This is a genomic window from Acinetobacter sp. CIP-A165 (assembly GCF_000367985.1).
GTDB lineage: Bacteria > Pseudomonadota > Gammaproteobacteria > Pseudomonadales > Moraxellaceae > Acinetobacter.
In genome coordinates this window covers 368,402-388,844 of the sequence record NZ_KB849202.1, presented here as the reverse complement: position 1 = coordinate 388,844, position 20,443 = coordinate 368,402, and the positions used below count along the sequence as shown (strand labels likewise).

Sequence of the window (20,443 nt, the reverse complement as noted above, 5' to 3'; positions counted from 1 at the left end):
TAAATAACAGGATCATTGATATGAAAAAAACCAATTTATTCTTTATTGTAAGCGGTACACTTTTGATTGCTGCATGTCAGACAAGCTCACATCAATATAATGGTGCAAAGGGTTATCAAATTGAAGATAAAACAGCAACTTCGGCGACGATTGCCTATACACTTTCTGCGCGTGGCAATGCAAATGTGGATGAGAAAAAATTGCAGCATGCCTGTAAACAAGTGCTCGGTGTAGAAAAAAATTATAAAATTTCAATTCTAAGCACCAATGAAATCATGAACCCCGCCGCACAAGAAAAGTATGGTGTTCAGCTTGGTACCAGTCGCACAACTTTTGGTCTATCCAACTCCCCTGATTTAAATAACAGTGAAGGTTATGCCACTCGTCAAGCACTTGAGACTCGACCAACCACACTTACTGTCGTTCGTTATACCTGTTCTTAATCACATAGATATAAAATGGATGTATGCAGATATTGATGATGAATACATCCAACCAAGCTTATTTTTTTAGCACATCATGAATAGATGAATCTTTATCGAACACAGATTTTGCAAAAGGACACAAAGGAATCACTTTGACGTGGCGTTCTCTTACAAATTCGACCAATCCATCTAATAATTGGCGACCAACGCCTTTCCCACGAAATTGATCACTGACATCAGTATGGTCAATAATCAGCATCTCATCGCCCGCCCATGTATAAGCCATCTCACCTGCCAATACATCACCATCGACAAGCTTAAATACGCCATGTTTACCATCATCAACTTGTTGAATATTCATACTATGTCTCTTTTATCAATAAATGTTATTGGATGAAACTTAAATCGGTCATCTCATTATTTCATTCAATGTTTTAACATGATGTTGCGCGGTGCTATGTTGCGATTTTATATCTTATCAAGCTACGATAAATATTGTTTTAGATAAGCTAGCGGCTTATTTGGTGCGATAGAAACTCACATTTTTAAACTCTTTGGCTTCATCCAAATCAGGCCAAGTTGTTGCACTTCGCTCATCAATCTTTATATATTTTGGGTGGCTAAAATTTTTAACTCGACTGTCAGCAACCCAAACCTCAGGTGCGAATTTCAAAAACTCATCTAAAAAGAAACGATTGCACTGATCATAAAGTACATCAGCAGCAAGCAAGACATCTACTTGTTCTGATTTATAGAGATCATCGAGATATTCAAGCTCTACTTCATTTAAGTGTGCATTTTCACGGCATGATTCAAGACTAATGGGGTCAATATCACAACAAATAACGCGTTTCGCACCTGCCATTTTTGCAGCAACTGCAACTACACCTGAGCCTGCACCGAAGTCCAGAACAACTTTATCTTTAACATGATGGGGTTCTGCCAATAACCATTGTGCCATCGCTAAGCCAGATGCCCAACAAAAAATCCAATACGGCGTTTCATTCCAAATACGTCGAATGACTTCATCATCCAAACGATCTGTAGGAAATACTGGTGGTATCAGCCATAAAGAAATCGGCGTTTCAGGTAGTTGTTGTGCCAATAAGTCAGTATTTGGAATCACATCATGCAATGCTTTAAGTAACTGTTCAGGCGCTTTAGCAAATTGAAAAGTACAGCTCATATCGTTTCTTTAATTCTTTTAAGTCCCCCTCTTTTATAAAGAGGGGGTTAGGGGGAGATTTAGCCTAATGCTTTTTCAGCAGCTTCAACAGTTTGACGAATCAAAGTGGTAATCGTCATAGGCCCTACTCCACCCGGAACAGGTGTATAAGCAGACGCAATCTCTTCAATACCGACTAATTGGATATCACCTACACCACCGCCATCACGTGGATGGAAACCAGCATCAACCACAACAGCGCCTTGCTTGATCCAATCTTTTTGAATCAATTCCGCTTTACCCACTGCACCCACGATAATGTCAGCTTGCTTAACCAACTCTGCAAGATTTTGTGTGCGTGAATGACAGATCGTAACGGTTGCATTGGCTTGCAATAGCATCATTGCCATTGGTTTACCTAAAATCGCAGAGCGACCAACCACAACGGCATGTTTACCTGCAATTTCAATCTTGTTTTCTTGCAAAATGGTCATGATGCCTGCTGGGGTCGCTGAACCATAAGCAGACTCACCCATCGCCATACGGCCAAAACCTAAGCAAGTCACACCATCGACATCTTTTGCCAATGAAATTGCATCAAAACAAGCTCTTTCATCAATTTGTTCTGGCACTGGGTGTTGCAACAAAATCCCGTGTACATCAGGATTTGCATTCAATTTTTCAATTTCTGCAAGCAATTGTTCAGTTGTCGTCTCTTTCGGAAGCTCAACTTTAAGCGAATCCATTCCTACACGACGGCAAGCATTACCTTTCATACGCACATAAGTTGCCGATGCACCATCATCACCAACTAAGATTGTTGCCAAAATTGGGGTACGCCCCGATTTTGCTTTTAATGCTTCTACACGTACCAACAAATCTGCTTCGATTTGTGTTGCCAATGCACGACCGTCTAAAACCAATGCCACAGCGCATCTCCAAAATGGGTATGAATCAATTGCGTAAATAATACATGATAATTTGAGCAATATTCTTTTAGATGTTGTTTTTATGTGCATATTCGCGACAAACACTATTGTTTTTTTTCTAAAGATTGCTAATATGTGCATCACCAAGAGATGGCGGGGTGGCAGAGTGGTCATGCAGCGGACTGCAACTCCGTGTACGCCGGTTCGATTCCGACCTCCGCCTCCATTGGTAAAGCCCGAGTGGTGAAATCGGTAGACACAGGGGATTTAAAATCCCCCGCCCACAAAGCGTGCCAGTTCGAGTCTGGCCTCGGGCACCATTTTCAGCTAATGAAATATGGTGCAAAAAATTCCAGCGTAAGCTGGTTTTTTTATGCCTGAAATTTAGCGAAGTATAAAAAAAGCCAAGTACACTGACTTGGCTTTTTTGTTCTTAGACTTATGCGACTTGCTGTGCAGTCTGCATCGGCAATAAATTCACATCTAAGACCAATTGATGCTGTCGGCTTGCATCCACCGTATATTCTGCTGTTTTAATCGAATCGACATAAATCCATTGTGATTGAACTTGTGTTTCATCAAGTTGAACCATCAAATAACCTCGTTGATTCAAATTGCAATAATTTAATTCATCAATCAGCGCGGTAAATGCGAACTCGAATTGTTGAAGCTGTGCCGTAGGAATATTAAGATATTTTTCCATCCCCGGCGAAGATACAGAACTGGTTGCCAACTCAACGCCGACAAAAGCACCATCTTTGCTATATAAATTAGACGACCACGCATTATGCGTATCCCCTGCAAAGACCACGACTTTCTTTTTTAACTGCGCCAAAGTGCCATATAGAATCTCACGTTCAGCAAAATAGCCATCCCAAGCATCTAGGTTATAAGGAGCAACCGTCAGCACACGCGCTTTTTCTTGCTCAGTGAGGCTTGGATCACCTTGTTTAAGACGCATTTTCAGCGTCACTAATTCAGTAATCTGAGTCGTCATTTGATTCAATGTTGCTGCACTTGGATTGCCTGACGTAATTTCTGCAAGCGACAATAATAATTCAGCGGGAATTAGCATTTTGGTCATAAGAATCTGCTGACCCAATACATTCCATGTTGCGGTGGATTGTTGTAATTTCCCCAGCAACCAATCACGTTGGGTATAGCCCATCAAAGTGCGTGCAGGATTGGTTAAATCTTGTTGAAACTTTTGAATATCCAAACCTGAAGCAGTCAAATAGTCTGCATAATCAAGTTGTTTATCTCGTGCTAAAATTCGGGTATCCAGCATGGTCAGTTGTACCAGATTGCCAAAATCAAACTGACGATAAATATTTAAATGATCTGTCTCAGATACTGGACGAATCGGCATCCATTCAAAATAGGCTTGTAATGCTGCCAGTTTACGCTCAAGGAAACTACCTTCGTTTTCTTGATGATTCTCCGCCCCCTCTTTCCAAGTATCATTGGCCAACTCATGATCATCCCAAACGACAATAAAAGGATGACGTTGATGCAGTGCTTGTAGATCTTTATCGTTACGATACAGCGCATAGCGCTTACGATAATCATCTAATTTAATAATTTCTTGGCTATTATCAGCTGCCAAGCTTCTTCCGAGTTTGGCTGCATCTTCTGAGGCATAACCATCCGCACCATATTCATAAATATAGTCGCCTAAATGAATCACCACATCGACATTCTGCTTTGCCATTTCACGATACACATAGAAATAGCCAGCGGGATAATTCGAACAAGAACAGACTGCAAAACTCACTTTTGAGGCACTGGTCGGCAGTGTTTTGGTTTGTCCAACAGGAGACTTTTTATCACCAAAAATAAAGCGATAGTAATAGTTTTGATTCGGTGTCAAACCTGTTGCATCGACCTTAACCGTAAAATCTTGTGCTGCTGCCGTTGTCACCTTATCCGTCTTAACAATCTGCTTAAATTGATCATCTAATGCGATTTCCCAAGTGACTTGCAAACGTGCACTTGCATCATTTGGGCTAAGACGTGTCCACAAAATGACGCGATCTTGTAGTGGATCACCGCTCGCTACACCATGATCAAAACTGACTTTCAGCGCATTGCTTTCTTTATCTGAACTATTATTACACCCTGTAAAACCTGAGGATAAAGACAAAGCCCCAAAACCGAATAAACTCTTTTGAATCAGTTCCCGTCGTGAAATTTTTGCTGTCATTTGATGGCTACCTTGGTTTTTATTACTTTAAACAAATAAAACTAAGGTGCGTTGATGAAGGTTTGATCTCAATTTAATGAAAAATTTATGAAAGTCAGTTCATTTAATCTATTTTTTATTCGAGAAAGACATAAGTTGATTGAAAAGAAAGCAAATAATCCTTTTTACTCTTGCCAAGTTTTAAAGTGTCCTCTATTATTGCGCACATGCCCGAGTGGTGAAATCGGTAGACACAGGGGATTTAAAATCCCCCGCCCACAAAGCGTGCCAGTTCGAGTCTGGCCTCGGGCACCATTTTTCAACAATGAAATTTGGTGCGTAAAAAAATCCAGCCTAAGCTGGTTTTTTTATGCCTAAAATTCGGTCAGCTTAATACTGGATCAACTGAAAATTTGGATGGTCTGCGAGTTGCTGTAAATAATAACGTTCTTTTTGATAAAAATATTTGTACATCCGATTGACCCACTCACCACGTCGAAAAGTGAGTACTTTTTTATTGACACCATCGTAGCTCAACAAAACAATATCACCACCCTCTTGGTTCAAGAGCGTAATTCGATAACTATGTGGTGCATGTAAATGAGAGGCACTAAGTTCTCTGACGATTTCAACTTTATGCTCACCATCAAGCCAATATTGTTTATCAACCAATGCCTTTTCATTCACCCAAAATCCCGTTTCCGCGCCATCATATGTATCAATCAAGAAAAAATGATGTAACTCTTTTAATAACTCAGATGCAGTGATATCCAAATAATCATTCATATCGACCTCTACTCATTTAAATTTTTATAATTAATGTCACTATTTTCGTGGTTCATCCCAGCCAGATAGCAACGTCATGAGCAAGTTTTTAAAAGATCAAAAAATGATTATTTTATTCAAGTTATTGTCATTTAAAGAAAATTGCTCTTTTATCTCAAAGATATATAGGGCGATTTAGAGAATCAATATTTTTTTCTTAGGCTGTCATGAAAATCAGATAAAAAGAAATTTATGCCAAATCAGGTGTTTATACAAACTTAATTATAATTAAAAAAAATATATCCACATGATTTTAAAGTGATTTAGCTAAAACTGGGCTAAATCACTTTATTTATGATACAGACAACGATTGCTATTGGTCGCGTGTTTTTACATCAAAAAGTTCAATTTCAAAAGTTAGATTTGAATTTGCAGGAATAATTTTCCCCATCTTACGTTCACCATAGGCCAAATGTGCAGGTACGATCAGTTTACGCTTTCCGCCTACACGCATGCCCATAATGCCTTGATCCCATCCTTTAATTACACGTCCTGTGCCAATCACAGTTTCAAAGTAATTTCCACGATCAAGTGAAGAATCGAACTGGGTTCCGTCTTCTAACCAACCCGTATAATGTGTGGTGATTAAAGCACCTTTTACCGCTTCTTTACCTTCACCTACTTTTAAATCAATAATCTGTAACTCTGCGCTCATTTTTGTCTCTCCAAACTCAGCTCAATTCAGGGTGTATTCACTATTATTGCAATTGTTGCCACTGAATGTCGACTTGACCTTTGTCACTCAACAATGTCCATTCACCATCCATGATGTTTAACTGCAACTGCATGGTACGCTCACATAATTGCTCAAGTGCTTGGGTGGTTTGAGGAGAAAGCTGCCAAACTTCAACATTACTCAGTGTTTTGATTTTGGTACTTTTCTGCCACCAATCATTCGCTTGTGCACCGTAGGTCACCACGGCAACACTTTTACATCGCGCACTGGCTTTTTTCACTTTATCTTCAGATGGACAACCCACTTCAATCCATTTTTCTAACAAGCCCGTCAGATCTTTTTGCCATAAAGCAGGCTCATCTGTTTCAAATAGATCTTTGGTGAAATCCAAATGCTCATCTGCATAACGCGCATAAGCAAGGATACGCACCATTAATCGCTCAATCGTTTCTGATGGGTGTTGAGCAAGGGTCAGTTGATAATCTGCATAAATATGCTGATCCATATTGGCAATATTTAGGTCTGCCTTATATATCGTTGCTTTTAACGCCATTGCTTCATGTCCTCAAATTTGGCGCTAAGCATACTCTATTTTTGCTAGAAAATGATGCGATTTGTGAATCAACTCGACTCATCTAGGCGACACGCCAAGAGTTGTTTTTCAAACTCAAACCAGTCCTGTTGCACCTGACAAATGATTTCTATTCGATTATCAATACTTGCTTCTACCGACTTATAGTTAAACTGTTGCGGATTGAAATTAAAACTTTTCCAGCCTTGATCGGTATTAAATATTCCTTTGATCCGAACCCAATCCTGCTGTGCGCACAATAGATCCAATAAATCATAAAAGTTGAATTGCCAACGTTTGGAAAACTTCCAACCAGCGACCGTAAATCCTTGCGCAGTTTCAATATAATGGTAGGGCAACTGTTTGATTTCTTGTTCCGCAGCATCACCGAGCTGTATTTTTTGCAATCGGAGTAAAGGTTGGATTTTTCGTTGCAAAGGTTGCTGAACAAGATCAAGCTGCCCCAGCTCTACCCGTCCATGCTCCGCTTCGATCCAATGCTGAACATAAGTCTGATATTCTTGTTTTAGAGCTAAATATGCTTGTTGGTCGGCTTCGGTCATACAATCAATATGGGACAATACAACAATTTGTGCCGCTTTGAGCTGGTCGGTATACAGATTCTGCTGTACCCAATCATGGTCATGCAAACGACTGCCATCAATCACGATCACCAGTGCACGCATTTCTAGACTACTCTGCCAATGTGGCTCTGTTAGCTGATCGAGTAATTGTGCTGGATGCCCCAAGCCCGTTGGTTCAATGAATAACCGATCGGGTTTGCTTTCACTTAATAACCGCGCCAACGCAATTTGCATCGGCAATTGACTGCTACAACACAAACAACCGCCCAACAATTCTTTGACGGTATAACCATCCTGTTGGCTGATTAGTTGTTGATCGACCCCTATCTGCCCGAACTCGTTCATCAAAATCGCCCAAACTTCATGCTCAGGTTTTTGTGCTAATAAATGCTGTAATAATGTGGTCTTCCCTGCACCTAAAAAGCCAGAAATAATATGTGTTGGAACTGCTTTGGGCGAAATGAATTTCACGACATACTCAGGAACAAAGATTTATTGCATTGTAATGCGAAAAAAACAGGAAAAGAAATAATCAGCGATCAAACAACCAAACCTTAATAAAGGCTCACTTAAATATATTAATGAGACCACCATCACATAGTTAATCTAATAACCTTATTCAAAATACAAATATGAATGGTTTATTCAATTAAGTAATTCTAATGAACTCACTAGCAATGTTTAATCTGCGTAAACAGTTAGTTTATTTTTTATCCAAAAAAACATATTTCCATACATTTTAGCACGCAATAATTGGCTATTCATTTACAGAGTAACCACATAAAGTCCTTCAATATTTCAAATTGTTAAGCTTGGCGTAATAGATTGTTAAGGTTATTGCCGTAAATAGATTTGGCACATAGCATGAGCACATGTCTTGATTTGTGGCTTATCTACAAATCAGGCTGTTTTTAATGAAACTGAAATTAAAGGATGCCAACAATGAAACTTATCAAAACACTTCTTGCTACGACGCTTACTCTTGCTGCTGCGACTACATTTGCTGCGTCAGCTAACGAAGTTCAAACTGAAGCACAAACTGAAGACCGTGTTGTTGTTTCAACTCAAGAACAACCAGCGACTGATGCAACAAGCGAAGCTGCTCCTGCATCTGAACCAGTAGCAAACTAATATAGATTTTAAAAGCTACCTCTGCTTTTTTAAATCGATTTATTATGATTTGATCCTATTTCATAATAAATAAAAAAAGATCGAACCATGCTGCGGTTCGATCTTTTTTATGGGCTAAATAAAAATTAAGGCGAAGACTTAAACATACTGCATGAGGGTTGATGAACTTCTTGTAGGCGCCTTTCTTTCCGTTGCTCTGCTGCTTCGAAACGACAACGCTTCCAATCAGTATCTAATTTTAAAGATGGAACTTGTTTCGGTTGGCGCTGTTCATCAACAGCAACCATGGTGAAATAACAGGTGTTCGTATGTCTGATACTACGTTTTTGAATATTTTGAGCTTCGACGCGAATCCCTATTTCCATTGAAGTACGGCCAACATGGTTTACACTCGCTAAGAATGTCACCAATTCACCAACATAAATGGGTTCTTTAAAATTGACTTTATCAACAGATAGCGTCACCACGTAACTGCCTGAATAACGACTAGCGCAAGCATAAGCGACTTGGTCAAGCAGTTTTAAAATAGCGCCACCATGTACATTACCAGAAAAGTTTGCCATATCTGGTGTCATCAAAACCGACATTGTAAGCTCTGATTGATCATCAGGCGTCTGATGGAATTGATCTAGTTGATCCATGTTTGGGACTCATAGCGGAAAACAGCACCACTATTATCACTCATTCATGATCGCAAACATATATCTAAATCAATCAAACACTGTCGCTTGCTCGAGGAGCGATTGTTTTACCTATCACGAGAACGTATTTCTAACTTAAATTTGCGGAATTCATGAGACCAAATACCCCATTGACGATCATATCAACCGCAATGGTCCCGATGAGCAATGCAGCTAAGCGCCCCACGATATCAAAATAACGGTCAATGTATTTTGCATGTTTATAGCGTAAATGATCATGCCCATATTTCATTAAAATCAAAATACTACAGGTCAAGAACAAGGTAACAGCGATCACAGCAACCGCAGCTGTAAAAGGTAAGGTCACTCCCGTGACCACTGCCGCACTAATCGTTCCCGGCCCAATCATAAATGGCATCGCAATCGTTCCAGCTAAATGCTCAGGTGCACCACGCATTTCACCGATGGTATCGGCCCCTTGGAACACATAACGATAGCCAATCACTAAGAAAATTAAGCCACCAAAAATTTGAAAAGACTCAAAACGGACATTTAAATATTTACTGAAAATATTCTCGCCGCCCCAAGCAAATAAAACAAACACAATAAAGGCAATCAAGCTCCCTTGAATAAGGGCTTTATTAAATACCGTTACATCAGTATTTCGGATAATCCCAACCATATAGACACTCATAAGGAAGGGATTTAACAATGCGAAAAACAACGCAAAAGCATGAACATAAGAAGAAAACATAAAATACTCGTGCACATCACTATGGATGTTCTTTGAAAATTAATTTGAGAATGAAATAAGCTATCTATTAAGGATCTGTTTACAGCACATGCTAGAATTTATTTCCTACTAACGAGCTTTTGTTAAGGTAAAATTAGCCTCTAGCCAACATGTGAATCTGTAAACTTACAATTTGATTATCTAAGGTTTTAATCATAAATTTAATCCCCTTGATCACGGTGAAGCTCAATAGTTACTTCATATCATGAATCGTATGTTGGTTATGCTTGTTCACATAAAATGAAAGTGCTTCTCAATTGAGTTTCAAAGTAGCAGCATCCCCATAGCCCCCAACCAATATCCATAAAGATAACATCTTAGTTGAAGTCAATAAAATGCCTTCGCTTGAATTTGAATGCGCGACTATTGCTTATAATTTTTACATATAGGAGCTTACTTTGATTTGGCTAGCATGTATAAGTATAGTATTGAAAATGTAGATATATTTGAATAAATAAGATTCTTAGTATTATTCATTTTTTGTGAATAAAAACCTATTTAAACTTATTGCTGTGACAGCGTCTTCGTGGTTCTCTAACAAAAACTCATTGTTCCTGACATTTCATTAAAGAACCACTTCATCAAAAGATTTTTAACACTTAAAGTATACTAAAACGTTACCCGCGAATATTGACGATAGGCTGGTGTCCAGAAATTATCATCAATCACAGTTTTAAGCAGATCATTACTCATTGGCATCGCTAAGCCATCTGCCATTGCTGCTTTCGCAACTTTAAACGCAATAAACTTAGATACCTGTTGAATATCATTGATATTTGGCAATAAGTCCGCTGTTGCATTTTTCAAGCGCGGTGAGCAATCGGCTAAAGCGGTGCTTGCCGCCATCAGCATTGAATCACTGATATGTGTCGCGCCACAAGCAATCACACCCAAGCCAATACCCGGAAAAATATAAGAATTATTACACTGCGCAATCGGATACGCTTTGCCTTGGAAAAATACAGGGGCAAAAGGACTGCCAGTCGCGACAATCGCCGCACCTTGTGTCCATTCGATAATATCTTTTGGCTGTGCTTCGACTTGAGAAGTTGGATTCGACAATGGTAAAACAATCGGATGTTTATAATATTTGGCTAAGCTTTTAATCACTTCTTCACTAAACAATCCCGCCTGCCCTGACACGCCAATCAAAATACTCGGTTTGGCGTTTTGCACCACATCTAACAAGGCAATGTTTTTACCCTGTCCTTCCCATGACTGAATCGCAGCAACTGGCGTTGCCAATTTTTGCTGAAAATCCAACAAGTTTTCTTGTTGGTCTGTCATTAAACCAAAGCGATCCACCATAAAGATACGTGAACGTGCCTCATGATCACTCAAGCCTTCATCAATCATCTGTCTCACGATATGCTCAGCGATACCACAACCAGCCGAACCTGCACCAACAAAGGTAATGGTTTGATCTTTGAGTTGTTTGCCCTGCGCACGTGATGCCGCGATCAAAGTCGCAACAGTGACCGCTGCCGTGCCTTGGATATCATCATTAAAACAGCAAATTTTGTCACGGTATTGAGTCAGTAAAGGCATAGCATTATGTTGAGCAAAATCCTCAAACTGGATCAATACATCAGGCCAACGCTGGCGAATAGCGGTAATAATCTGCTCAACAAATTGATAGTATTCTTCACCTGTTATCCGAGGCTGTTTCAAGCCCATATAGATCGGGTCATTGAGTAACTGTTGATTATTGGTCCCAACATCAATGGTAATTGGCAGTGTATAAGCAGGGCTAATCCCACCACAAGCGGTATATAAGGATAATTTCCCAATTGGAATCCCCATACCACCAATGCCTTGATCGCCTAGACCGAGGATGCGCTCGCCATCTGTAATCACGATCACTTTGACGTTTTTCTTATTGACGTTGTGAATGATTTGATCAATATATTCACGCTCACCATAAGAAATAAAGATACCGCGATGACGACGATAAATGTCTGAGAAGCGCTGGCAAGCCTCTCCCACAGTTGGGGTATAAATAATCGGCAGCATTTCATCTAAATGCTGACTCAATAAACTATAGAATAGGGTTTCATTGGTGTCTTGAATATTTCGCAAATAAATATGCTTATTCATGTCACTCCCAAAAGAAAGATATTGCTGATAAGAACGTTGGGTTTGTTCTTCAATATTTTCGATATTGTTGGGTATGAGACCATGAAGATTAAATCTTTCTCGTTCTTCTTCAGAAAAAGCAGATCCTTTATTTAACAAAGGTAATTCTAAAAGTGCGTTTCCAGCATAAGGGATATATAAAGGTTTTTTGGTTTTAATCTGGTTCACTGTCATACCGCGCTCTTCAACCTATCCGTCAAATATAAAAATTTCTTCGCTCAAGTTCAGAAAAACTGAACTTTGGCATAGTCAATAATTTACACCAATAGCGACCTAAAACTGTATTTATCTGGTTATATGTAAAGCCATATGATATTTAGAATCTAAATGGTTGCTTAGCGAAGATCGTTTGTATCGCTTGATAAAATTGTTATCTACGGAATATAGCATCGTGCTTTGATCGAAAAAGGATACAAAAGCAAACACGGCAGGCAAAATATGGTACTGAAGTCATCATTAGCCTTGTTGAAAGCTTGAATTGACCCGAATAAATAGATACAGATTAAAAGAGAAACTCAGGTCTCTTTTAATCTGTTTTTCAATACGAAACTGCTTTAACTTTGCTCAGAAAGGACCTTCGTTTCCCAACGATTGGCACGTTTGAATGTGCCTAGATCATTAAATCGCACACCCATATCACGCATGACTTTGTGCGCAACAGGAGCCGTCATTTGTCGAAGATAAAACGGTTCTTTAACCACAAAGTGATGAATCGCATGAGTAGAACCAAAATTAAAACAAAATAACTGGAATGGCATCATCCACCATGGCTTGAGGACTTGAGTTTGCTGAATCACATTGCCCAACTCGACATCACCGTAATAGTGCATATTACTGGTCACAAAATGTAGGCAAAAAGTACGCAATACATTCGGTGCAATCCAAACAACCGTTAAGATATTCACTACATGCATTACTTGCAAAGTGGTAGCTGACCATAAAATTGAAGTATCTGCCAACATTGCGACCAAGTTAACTGCATGGTAGCCCAAAAACACATACCAAAGAGACCAGTGAATGATACCTAATGGGAAATAGGCTTTGAAACTACGCTTCAAAATCATTTTCCGTACCGTCCAGTTATTCGCAGAAATGACTCGGAATAACACGGCTAGCCCATTATCACCTGTCGCAAAGAAACGGCGGATCCCCCAGACATCGCCATTACCTAAAGCTCTTTCTTCAATATCATGTTCGGTACCAGACATTTTATGATGATTAAAATGTAACTCTCGGCGCGCCCATGGGTTAATGGTGCTTGGACGAGCCAACCACACCAATCCCATCATCAAATGATGTGCCCACGGTTTTTTACGGAAATACATCCAGTGAATCAAATCATGTTCTAACTCATGGGTTAAAGAAGCAAAAAAAGCAATCAATGGAATGGTCCACCAGACAGAGAGTTGATGTACGATATAAAAGTAAGCTGTCACGCCCATACCCGCTAAAGCAAAAGCCAAAATCAGGGCACCTATAGTATTTTGATGCTTCAAAATAGAATATTTTTTTCTTAACGCAACACCTTCTGCGTTTACTACTTTTTTAATATATTCCGTCTTTTCTGCATCTGTCCAACCAGATGAGTCTTGGTAAGTGTAACTCATAAACTTTTCCTTGGTTTTTCCAATACCCCTACTGTATTTGTATCGCTTTGAATATACTTAACTCAAAATGCCAAACTATTGGCTGTTGACGCCAACTTATTGTTATTCACAAAAATAAGCAGAAAATCTTGGAGTAAAACCTTTTATACTTGTCATCGGAATCTGATTTATACGTTATAGGATATAACATGTCACAGACAGCAACAGCACTGACCAGTTGGGTGAAAGCAATTCAAAAAGCCCTTGAAAAAGCAGGCTGTGATAGTCAAGAGTTATTGAAGCAAGCGGGCTTAGATATTCAAGTTCTGAATGATCCCAATGCCAGATATTCATTAGAGCAAACTGCACATTTATGGCGTTTATCTGTTGAAGCTACGCAGGACTCCTGTTTTGGACTTAAAGTTGCCAGTCAGGTCAATCACCATACCTTTCATGTTCTTGGGAACTCACTGAATACCAGTGTGACACTCAAAGAAATGTTTGGACGAATCATTCGTTATTTTCGTTTGGTGACCAATATTCCTGAACTCGAATTTTTTAGCAAAGGCAGCAACCACTATTTCTTAATCCATGTGCCTGAACAAGTCCAACCAGAAGCAATCGACGCTTTTATTTCTGTATTCATTCGGGCTTCACGGGCGTTACAAGGCTCTGATTTCTCGCCATTACGCATCGAACTGCGTCGTTCCGAACCCGCAGACCTCGAGACTTATCAAAGTATTCTAAAAACACCTATCATTTTTAATGCAGCAAAAGACTTGATCGTATTTGAAACAGCTAGCATCGAACAGCCTTTAGATGGTGCAAACCCTGAGCTGACACAAGAATATGATGAAATTATCATGCGTTATCTCGCCCGTTTTGATAAAGAAAATATCCTTGCTCGGGTTAAGTTAAAACTCATTGAGCGTTTATCTACTGGGGAAATACACCAACAAGAAATTGCCAAAAGTCTAGGTTTAAGCATACGCAGTCTGCAACGCAAACTGTCTGAGGAGAAAACCACATTTAGTGAGTTATTGGATAGCACGCGACAAGAGTTGGCGATGTCATATATTAAAAATATCGCTTATAGCATTACTGAAATTGCTTATATTCTCGGGTTTACGGATGTGAGTAGTTTTTCTCGTGCTTTTCGACGTTGGACCAATTTATCCCCAGTAAAATATCGTGATAACAATATTTCCAATCAATCGTCCATTCACTAAAAATAAAATAGATAAAAAACCCAGATACATCTCATCCAATGTATCTGGATTTATATGAAGCAACTATTGCTTATTTAATAATTCCAGCATTGAAACAGTAATCACTTTCACCCCTACAGGCAGTGCTTTTAAGTCCACCACATAGTCTGAACTATGCGGTACATAAGGCATAGGCTTACCCTGTTTAATTGCATTTGCAAATACGACTGGATCTGCTACACCGACGAACATGAAATTAAATGGAACGTCGGTGTGCTCACCTAATAAATGATGCACATCTTCCGATCCCATAAATGCGGGGTATTCTGTTAATACTTTTTTCTCGCCCAGCAATGCCTTCAAGGGTGCATTTAAGCGTGTTGAAAACGCTTTATGGTTGACTACGGGCGTGGTTGAACCTTTCATTGTAATCTGAGGAAGTTGCTCTTTTGGCATGCCTTGCGTTTGAGCCACACCATCACTCACGGCATGGATATGGTTCACCATCGTGTCGCGGACTTTTGCATCAAACCAGCGCAGATTCATCTTTACCAACGCAGAGGACGGTACCACATTATTGGCACTACCAGCTTGAACTGAACCCACAGATAAGGTTGCAGGTTTCTGTGCATCAATAAAATTACCCGTAATACCTTGATATTGCGTGATGGCATTGGCTGCCATATTAATTGGGTTTTTCGTCAAATGAGGAGTAGAGCCATGTCCCGGCACTCCTTTAAATAAAACATCAATTTGGTCTGTCCCTGCCATTCTTGGACCCGGCGCATTGATGACAACCCCTACTGGCGCAGGCACAGTATGAACAGCAAAGAAATAGTCTGGTTTAGGCAGGTTATATTTGCTCCATAACCCCTCTGTGACCATTGCTTTAGCCCCGGTGACTTCCTCTTCAGCAGGTTGTGCAACCAAGATAATCGTACCGCGCCACTCTTTTTTCAGCGCCACCAAGGTACGTGCCATACCTAACATCCATGTGACATGGGCATCATGACCACACATATGTGCCACAGGCGTTTCTGTTCCATCCTTCAATTTGGCGCGAACTTTACTGGCATATGGCAAACCTGTCGCTTCCTCTACCGTATTGGCATCCATATCAGCACGATACATGATAGTTGGACCTTCTCCATTTTTGAGAACCCCAACCACGCCCGTCTGTGCAATACCTGTTTTAACATCAAAGCCCAGTGATTTAAGCTCTTTGGCGACAATCGCTGCTGTACGCGTTTCCATAAAAGCCAATTCAGGATGTTGATGAATATCTTTATAGACTTTACTGAGCCAATCTGTTTGCCCATCAATCAGTGAGACAGCTTTGACTGAGACAGCAGGTAAACTATGTGGTGCGTTCGCGGTACTTTGAGCGTTCACCACGCCGCTTAAGGCAAGTGCGGAAAACCCAACCAACTGACATAAATGTTTGGCTATACGCTTCATGAAATTATTCCTTTATTAGATATACCGTTAAGCTCGATTCACAACGTTGTTGACGCTTTGTTGTAATTCTCTCTTTTCTAGTTTATTTAACAACATGCCAAATAAAGCGGCCATGATATACATGAATATTGAATAGATTGCGGCAGGCATCGCAGCCATTGAACTTGCCATCACAGTAAGTGCAATTGTTAATGCGAGTGTCCCGTTGTGAATACCGATTTCAAAGGCACAAGCCTTGGCTTGAAAGCGGTTAATACCAAACAAACGTGGTACAAAATAGCCCACTGCTAAACTACAAATACAGAAAACAAAGGTTGCGCCACCGACTTGACCGATATAAGTCATCAGCTTTTGATAATCTTTAGCGATCGCCAAGGTGACAATAAACAGTAAAAATACGATTGCAAAAATACGCACGGGTTTATGCAGTTTCTCTGAGAGGTTTGGCGCAAGATGACGGATAAACATCCCAATAATGACAGGCACCAAGATCAATGCAAACACTTGAACAATCTTGGAAAATTGTAAACCCACCTCTTGGGAACTGGTCATAAAATGTTGCAATGAAAAGTTTACAATCAACGGCAATGTAAAGGCAGCAATGATTGAATTTACCGCAGTCAACGTCACATTGAGTGCCACATCGCCTTTAAATAAATAGCTATACAAGTTTGCTGTAGGGCCACCCGGTGATGCAGCAAGCAACATGAGCCCCACAGAAATCATCGGTGGTAAAACAAAGATTTTACAAATCATAAATGCGATACCCACCAAAACAATCAATTGGCAGAATAAAGCAATAAATACAGCCTTCGGGTGCTGACGAACGCGTTTAAAATCATTCGGTGTAAGTTCTAAGCCAAGACCAACCATCACAATGGCAAGTGCCATCGGCAAAAATACGGTAATTAATACTGAATCCATGAGCGAAATTCCATTCATTAAAATAATAGTTAAGGCATTTTATTTAAAATTTATAGCCAATCTTGAGGCCATACCCAATCGAATGATTGTCCTTAAATTCTGAAACATAGTAATCACTGCCCGCCTGTGCACCGAGCTGACCTTTGGCATCTCCTAACCAAAAATACTTCATACCACCAGAAATAAAATACTGTGGGGTTGGGCTGTATTGCGCACCTAGCCCGATGTTGTAATATCCCTTAGACGGCCCACCTGTTGAGACTTTCTCTCCAGCCCCAGAGTCCCAGCCCACGGAAGCTGAACCAAACAATTTCGGAGACAAGCGCTGTCCAATGCCAAGGCTTCCAGACCATTGATCTTCAAAATAATGCACTAGACCAAAACCTTCAGGGCTACTTGGGGTTGCCAACACACCAATCGCTTTAGAAATCTCTCCAAAACGATAAGGTTGGTACTTAAAACCACGCCAATGTACCCAACGGACATTACCAAATAACAAAGTTCCCGGGCGTAAGCCTGTTTGGAAATCAAAATTGACTGAATCTGGGGATCTAAACTTGGTTGTGCCTGAGCTTTTGGTTTCAGGCAAATCATCAAAAGCTTCATTCAATTGTGCTTTTTTCTCTTGCGTCATCATTCCCATGGATATCAAATGATCTAAATGTTGATCAACAAAGTCCCGTCCTTGGGATGTACTTAACATATCAATGATGGGCGCATTCTCAGTTGCATTGACTTTATGAACAATCGCAGAACGATAGGTTAAAGAAGTTTTGATGGCTTTTTCTGGAATTTGATAGGCAAAACCAGCAAGCCAGCCCCAATCACCAATGATATCGGTATGCGCGTCATAACCGTTATAAAGGCTATATACATCGCCCCTTAACTCAACACGACTTTTAAAGGTTTGGTAGGTCGGACCTGCATAAAAATTCCAGTTTTTATTTGGTTGATAACCAAAGATAAGACTTAAGTTTTGCATATTAAATCTGGCATTAGAGTTACCCGTTGGAATCTTGCCGCCCGTTGCTTCAGCAAATTTGGTGGTGGTCATGCCCGGTATCACATTATCATTCGCTGACGCAACAAAACTATTTTTGCCTGAATATGCAGTATCAGAACCAAAGGGCTGGTCATACAGTAAACCAAAGGAAAATTCTGGAGAAAGCTGTAATTTTAATGCGGTAGATGGACGATAATCTGTATGTGCAATATCAGACATCGCGTCACGAGTTTTATTTAATCCAGCTTCCTGACCTTGCAGTGACGTATCCGATACTGTAAAGCCAGCTTCATAATAATTGCCTGCTTGAAGAAATGGTGCAATCGATTGTCCTGTCCGATCAAAAGCTGCGGCATGTAGTGAACTGGTACACAGTAAAGCGATAGCGGTCGCCAGTGCTTTTTTATTCATCATATGATTCATTGATCCATCCTGGATTTTTCTTTTCATCTGTTACTTTATTTATATTTATATCTAAGCGCTTAACTCCAAACGCCAAATAGTTGTCTGCTGATGCCAATCTCCTTTTAATTCAATCCAATATATCGCAGAGATAAAAATGGAGGCAAAGAGCAGCTCGAGAAATAACAAAAGTACATATAGAACAGGCTTAAAAAAGCCAACCATGCACAGATTGCGTTGGTTGGCTTAGAGTAATTTTGAATTATTGATTCTTATAAAAAAGATAGTAGCTCGCATAACACGCGATAATAAATAAGATACAGCAGACAAAACCCACTTGCATCGAAGGATCAGTCACCATACTGATACACGTAATAGTACAGAATACGCCACCTAAAATTGGTGTCAATGGAAACAATGGTGCAGCAAACTTAAGATCTTTTACTGTTTTACCTGATTTAATCCATTGGCGACGAAAATTAAACTGACTAATACAAATCGTAATCCACACCACCACCATGGTAAATGCAGCAACACCCAACAGATTTTTGAAAATCGTTTCAGGCGCGAAATGTTCAGATAACAATCCTGGAATTGCGCCAAACATGGTCACTACAATTGCAATAATCGGTGTACCTGAAGCAGTCAAGGTAGAGAATACTTTAGGCAACTGTTTTTTGATTGAAAGCGACCACATCATTCGAGAGGCTGCAAACAACCCTGAGTTAGCCGCTGAAAGTAATGCAGTAATGATCACAAAACGGATAATATCTTCAGCGTATGGAATACCAATATAATTAAACACCGTGACAAATGGACTGTTACTGATGCCACTTGCGTTAAGCCCTGCCATTTCATAAGGAAGTAAAGCACAAATCACCACAATGGTACCGACAAAGAAAATCAGTAAGCGCCAAATGGCGGCATTAATGGCTTTAGGTACCGTTTTTGCTGGATTCTCTGCTTCACCCGCCGCAACCCCGATCAGCTCTGTGCCTGAGAAGGCAAAGTTCACAATCAACATGGTGGCAAAAATCGGGAAGATTCCTTGCGGAAACCAACCGTGCTCAGTGAGCTTGCTAAATAATGGCGCTGATTCATGTCCTTGATAAGGAATAAATCCAAAAATCGCCACAACACCTACAGCAATAAAACAGATAATCGCAATAACTTTTACCAACGACAACCAGAACTCTGACTCAGCAAAAAGCCGTGTGGAACTAATATTCAGTGTAAAAACTAAGCCCGCAAATAAAAGTGTCCATGTCCACATCGAAACCGAAGGAAACCACTCCTGCATCAACAATGCAGCCGCAGTAAACTCTGTGCCGAGTGTTGCAGTCCATGTCAACCAATACAACCATGTCACCATGTAACCTGTACCGGGTCCTATATAGGTTCTCGCGTATTCACCAAAAGAACCAGAAACAGGCATATGTACTGCTAACTCACCGAGGCACAGCATCACCATGTATGCAATCATCCCACCAAGTAAGTAAGCTAAAATTGCGCCTACTGGACCTGCCTGAGAAATGACATCTCCCGAACCTAAAAATAACCCTGTTCCAATCGCACCACCCAATGAAAGCATGACGATATGACGCTTGGTCATGGCACGCTTTAAGGGCTGACCGACCACGACTTCTGATGAAGAAATATTTGATGGGTTGGATGAGTCTTGCTCGGGCACATACTGCCCACCCAAGACATCTCCCGATAGAAATGTCTTTTCATTATTGTTACTCATACACGATCACTCCAACGATATTCTTATGACAACCTGTCCTTGCTGTTTCAATTTCTT

Annotated in this window: 19 protein-coding genes and 3 tRNA genes; 6 read left to right on the top strand and 16 right to left on the bottom strand. The window is 40.2% G+C overall.

Annotated features, from left to right (window positions below):
* The first annotated feature begins 20 nt into the window (after window positions 1-20).
* Entirely contained in the window at window positions 21-443 is a 423-nt protein-coding gene (locus F991_RS07425) for a hypothetical protein (protein ID WP_004670318.1), read from the top strand.
* 58 nt (window positions 444-501) lie between these two features.
* On the opposite strand, the gene F991_RS07420 is transcribed toward F991_RS07425, so the two are convergent.
* From F991_RS07420 to folD, 3 genes are all read right to left on the bottom strand, one after another.
* Entirely contained in the window at window positions 502-786 is a 285-nt protein-coding gene (locus F991_RS07420; protein ID WP_004670317.1) for a GNAT family N-acetyltransferase, read from the bottom strand.
* Between the two features lie 156 nt (window positions 787-942).
* Window positions 943-1,611 carry a class I SAM-dependent methyltransferase gene (locus tag F991_RS07415; RefSeq protein ID WP_004670314.1) on the bottom strand — a complete coding sequence of 223 codons (669 nt, stop codon included), beginning with the start codon at window positions 1,609-1,611 and terminating at the stop codon, window positions 943-945.
* Window positions 1,612-1,670: 59 nt separating this feature from the next.
* Window positions 1,671-2,519: a bifunctional methylenetetrahydrofolate dehydrogenase/methenyltetrahydrofolate cyclohydrolase FolD gene (gene folD / locus F991_RS07410; RefSeq protein WP_004670310.1), complete on the bottom strand. Its 849-nt coding sequence runs from the start codon at window positions 2,517-2,519 to the stop codon at window positions 1,671-1,673.
* A 152-nt stretch (window positions 2,520-2,671) separates the two neighbouring features.
* Between folD and F991_RS07405 the strand changes: the two genes are divergently transcribed.
* Together F991_RS07405 and F991_RS07400 are read left to right on the top strand one after the other, a co-directional pair.
* Window positions 2,672-2,745, top strand: a tRNA-Cys gene (locus tag F991_RS07405).
* Window positions 2,746-2,753: 8 nt separating this feature from the next.
* Window positions 2,754-2,839, top strand: a tRNA-Leu gene (locus F991_RS07400).
* A gap of 119 nt (window positions 2,840-2,958) precedes the next feature.
* On the opposite strand, the gene F991_RS07395 is transcribed toward F991_RS07400, so the two are convergent.
* Window positions 2,959-4,722: an alkaline phosphatase D family protein gene (locus tag F991_RS07395; protein WP_004670308.1), complete on the bottom strand. Its 1,764-nt coding sequence runs from the start codon at window positions 4,720-4,722 to the stop codon at window positions 2,959-2,961.
* A gap of 208 nt (window positions 4,723-4,930) precedes the next feature.
* On the opposite strand from F991_RS07395, the gene F991_RS07390 reads away from it, so the two are divergent.
* Window positions 4,931-5,016 (top strand) — tRNA-Leu (locus F991_RS07390).
* Between the two features lie 75 nt (window positions 5,017-5,091).
* On the opposite strand, the gene F991_RS07385 is transcribed toward F991_RS07390, so the two are convergent.
* The 4 genes from F991_RS07385 to F991_RS07370 form a co-directional block, all read right to left on the bottom strand.
* Window positions 5,092-5,487: a hypothetical protein gene (locus tag F991_RS07385; RefSeq protein ID WP_004670307.1), complete on the bottom strand. Its 396-nt coding sequence runs from the start codon at window positions 5,485-5,487 to the stop codon at window positions 5,092-5,094.
* Between the two features lie 352 nt (window positions 5,488-5,839).
* Complete coding sequence (locus F991_RS07380; RefSeq protein WP_004670305.1) at window positions 5,840-6,181, bottom strand: FKBP-type peptidyl-prolyl cis-trans isomerase; 342 nt, start codon at window positions 6,179-6,181, stop codon at window positions 5,840-5,842.
* A gap of 43 nt (window positions 6,182-6,224) precedes the next feature.
* The gene (locus F991_RS07375; RefSeq protein WP_004670303.1) at window positions 6,225-6,755 is read right to left on the bottom strand and encodes a YaeQ family protein; all 531 of its coding nucleotides are present in this window, start codon (window positions 6,753-6,755) and stop codon (window positions 6,225-6,227) included.
* A gap of 68 nt (window positions 6,756-6,823) precedes the next feature.
* Window positions 6,824-7,828 carry a CobW family GTP-binding protein gene (locus F991_RS07370; protein WP_004670301.1) on the bottom strand — a complete coding sequence of 335 codons (1,005 nt, stop codon included), beginning with the start codon at window positions 7,826-7,828 and terminating at the stop codon, window positions 6,824-6,826.
* Between the two features lie 471 nt (window positions 7,829-8,299).
* Between F991_RS07370 and F991_RS07365 the strand changes: the two genes are divergently transcribed.
* The gene (locus tag F991_RS07365) at window positions 8,300-8,488 is read left to right on the top strand and encodes a hypothetical protein (RefSeq protein WP_004670299.1); all 189 of its coding nucleotides are present in this window, start codon (window positions 8,300-8,302) and stop codon (window positions 8,486-8,488) included.
* Between the two features lie 125 nt (window positions 8,489-8,613).
* Here F991_RS07365 and F991_RS07360 read toward each other — a convergent pair whose 3' ends face one another.
* The 4 genes from F991_RS07360 to F991_RS07345 all read right to left on the bottom strand — a co-directional run bounded on the left by F991_RS07360 (window position 8,614) and on the right by F991_RS07345 (window position 13,665).
* Complete coding sequence (locus tag F991_RS07360) at window positions 8,614-9,129, bottom strand: acyl-CoA thioesterase (protein ID WP_004670298.1); 516 nt, start codon at window positions 9,127-9,129, stop codon at window positions 8,614-8,616.
* Between the two features lie 130 nt (window positions 9,130-9,259).
* Window positions 9,260-9,883, bottom strand: a complete 624-nt coding sequence (locus F991_RS07355) for a MarC family protein (protein ID WP_004670295.1) — start codon at window positions 9,881-9,883, stop codon at window positions 9,260-9,262.
* Between the two features lie 648 nt (window positions 9,884-10,531).
* Window positions 10,532-12,232 (bottom strand): NAD-dependent malic enzyme, encoded by a 1,701-nt coding sequence (locus F991_RS07350; RefSeq protein WP_004670293.1) that lies wholly within the window; start codon window positions 12,230-12,232, stop codon window positions 10,532-10,534.
* A 380-nt stretch (window positions 12,233-12,612) separates the two neighbouring features.
* The gene (locus F991_RS07345) at window positions 12,613-13,665 is read right to left on the bottom strand and encodes a fatty acid desaturase (protein WP_004670292.1); all 1,053 of its coding nucleotides are present in this window, start codon (window positions 13,663-13,665) and stop codon (window positions 12,613-12,615) included.
* Between the two features lie 188 nt (window positions 13,666-13,853).
* Between F991_RS07345 and F991_RS07340 the strand changes: the two genes are divergently transcribed.
* Complete coding sequence (locus F991_RS07340) at window positions 13,854-14,873, top strand: AraC family transcriptional regulator (protein WP_004670290.1); 1,020 nt, start codon at window positions 13,854-13,856, stop codon at window positions 14,871-14,873.
* 63 nt (window positions 14,874-14,936) lie between these two features.
* On the opposite strand, the gene F991_RS07335 is transcribed toward F991_RS07340, so the two are convergent.
* The 4 genes from F991_RS07335 to F991_RS07320 all read right to left on the bottom strand — a co-directional run bounded on the left by F991_RS07335 (window position 14,937) and on the right by F991_RS07320 (window position 20,386).
* A complete protein-coding gene (locus F991_RS07335; protein ID WP_004670288.1) occupies window positions 14,937-16,310 on the bottom strand; it encodes an amidohydrolase in 1,374 nt (457 codons plus the stop codon).
* 27 nt (window positions 16,311-16,337) lie between these two features.
* Complete coding sequence (locus F991_RS07330; RefSeq protein WP_004670286.1) at window positions 16,338-17,234, bottom strand: bile acid:sodium symporter family protein; 897 nt, start codon at window positions 17,232-17,234, stop codon at window positions 16,338-16,340.
* A 43-nt stretch (window positions 17,235-17,277) separates the two neighbouring features.
* Window positions 17,278-18,660, bottom strand: a complete 1,383-nt coding sequence (locus F991_RS07325) for a hypothetical protein (RefSeq protein WP_004670283.1) — start codon at window positions 18,658-18,660, stop codon at window positions 17,278-17,280.
* Window positions 18,661-18,901: 241 nt separating this feature from the next.
* Complete coding sequence (locus tag F991_RS07320; RefSeq protein WP_004670281.1) at window positions 18,902-20,386, bottom strand: amino acid permease; 1,485 nt, start codon at window positions 20,384-20,386, stop codon at window positions 18,902-18,904.
* Between the last annotated feature and the right edge of the window lie 57 nt (window positions 20,387-20,443).

What these genes read in the sequence shown, in the direction of transcription:
- F991_RS07395 (WP_004670308.1), bottom strand. Translation starts at nt 4,722, where the DNA reads ATGACAGCAAAAATTTCACGACGGGAACTGATTCAAAAGAGTTTATTC.
- F991_RS07385 (WP_004670307.1), bottom strand. Translation starts at nt 5,487, where the DNA reads ATGAATGATTATTTGGATATCACTGCATCTGAGTTATTAAAAGAGTTA.
- F991_RS07380 (WP_004670305.1), bottom strand. Translation starts at nt 6,181, where the DNA reads ATGAGCGCAGAGTTACAGATTATTGATTTAAAAGTAGGTGAAGGTAAA.
- F991_RS07355 (WP_004670295.1), bottom strand. Translation starts at nt 9,883, where the DNA reads ATGTTTTCTTCTTATGTTCATGCTTTTGCGTTGTTTTTCGCATTGTTA.
- F991_RS07420 (WP_004670317.1), bottom strand. Translation starts at nt 786, where the DNA reads ATGAATATTCAACAAGTTGATGATGGTAAACATGGCGTATTTAAGCTT.
- F991_RS07425 (WP_004670318.1), top strand. Translation starts at nt 21, where the DNA reads ATGAAAAAAACCAATTTATTCTTTATTGTAAGCGGTACACTTTTGATT.
- F991_RS07340 (WP_004670290.1), top strand. Translation starts at nt 13,854, where the DNA reads ATGTCACAGACAGCAACAGCACTGACCAGTTGGGTGAAAGCAATTCAA.
- F991_RS07335 (WP_004670288.1), bottom strand. Translation starts at nt 16,310, where the DNA reads ATGAAGCGTATAGCCAAACATTTATGTCAGTTGGTTGGGTTTTCCGCA.
- F991_RS07365 (WP_004670299.1), top strand. Translation starts at nt 8,300, where the DNA reads ATGAAACTTATCAAAACACTTCTTGCTACGACGCTTACTCTTGCTGCT.
- F991_RS07320 (WP_004670281.1), bottom strand. Translation starts at nt 20,386, where the DNA reads ATGAGTAACAATAATGAAAAGACATTTCTATCGGGAGATGTCTTGGGT.
- F991_RS07345 (WP_004670292.1), bottom strand. Translation starts at nt 13,665, where the DNA reads ATGAGTTACACTTACCAAGACTCATCTGGTTGGACAGATGCAGAAAAG.
- F991_RS07325 (WP_004670283.1), bottom strand. Translation starts at nt 18,660, where the DNA reads ATGAATCATATGATGAATAAAAAAGCACTGGCGACCGCTATCGCTTTA.
- F991_RS07415 (WP_004670314.1), bottom strand. Translation starts at nt 1,611, where the DNA reads ATGAGCTGTACTTTTCAATTTGCTAAAGCGCCTGAACAGTTACTTAAA.
- F991_RS07350 (WP_004670293.1), bottom strand. Translation starts at nt 12,232, where the DNA reads ATGACAGTGAACCAGATTAAAACCAAAAAACCTTTATATATCCCTTAT.
- F991_RS07375 (WP_004670303.1), bottom strand. Translation starts at nt 6,755, where the DNA reads ATGGCGTTAAAAGCAACGATATATAAGGCAGACCTAAATATTGCCAAT.
- F991_RS07330 (WP_004670286.1), bottom strand. Translation starts at nt 17,234, where the DNA reads ATGGATTCAGTATTAATTACCGTATTTTTGCCGATGGCACTTGCCATT.
- F991_RS07360 (WP_004670298.1), bottom strand. Translation starts at nt 9,129, where the DNA reads ATGGATCAACTAGATCAATTCCATCAGACGCCTGATGATCAATCAGAG.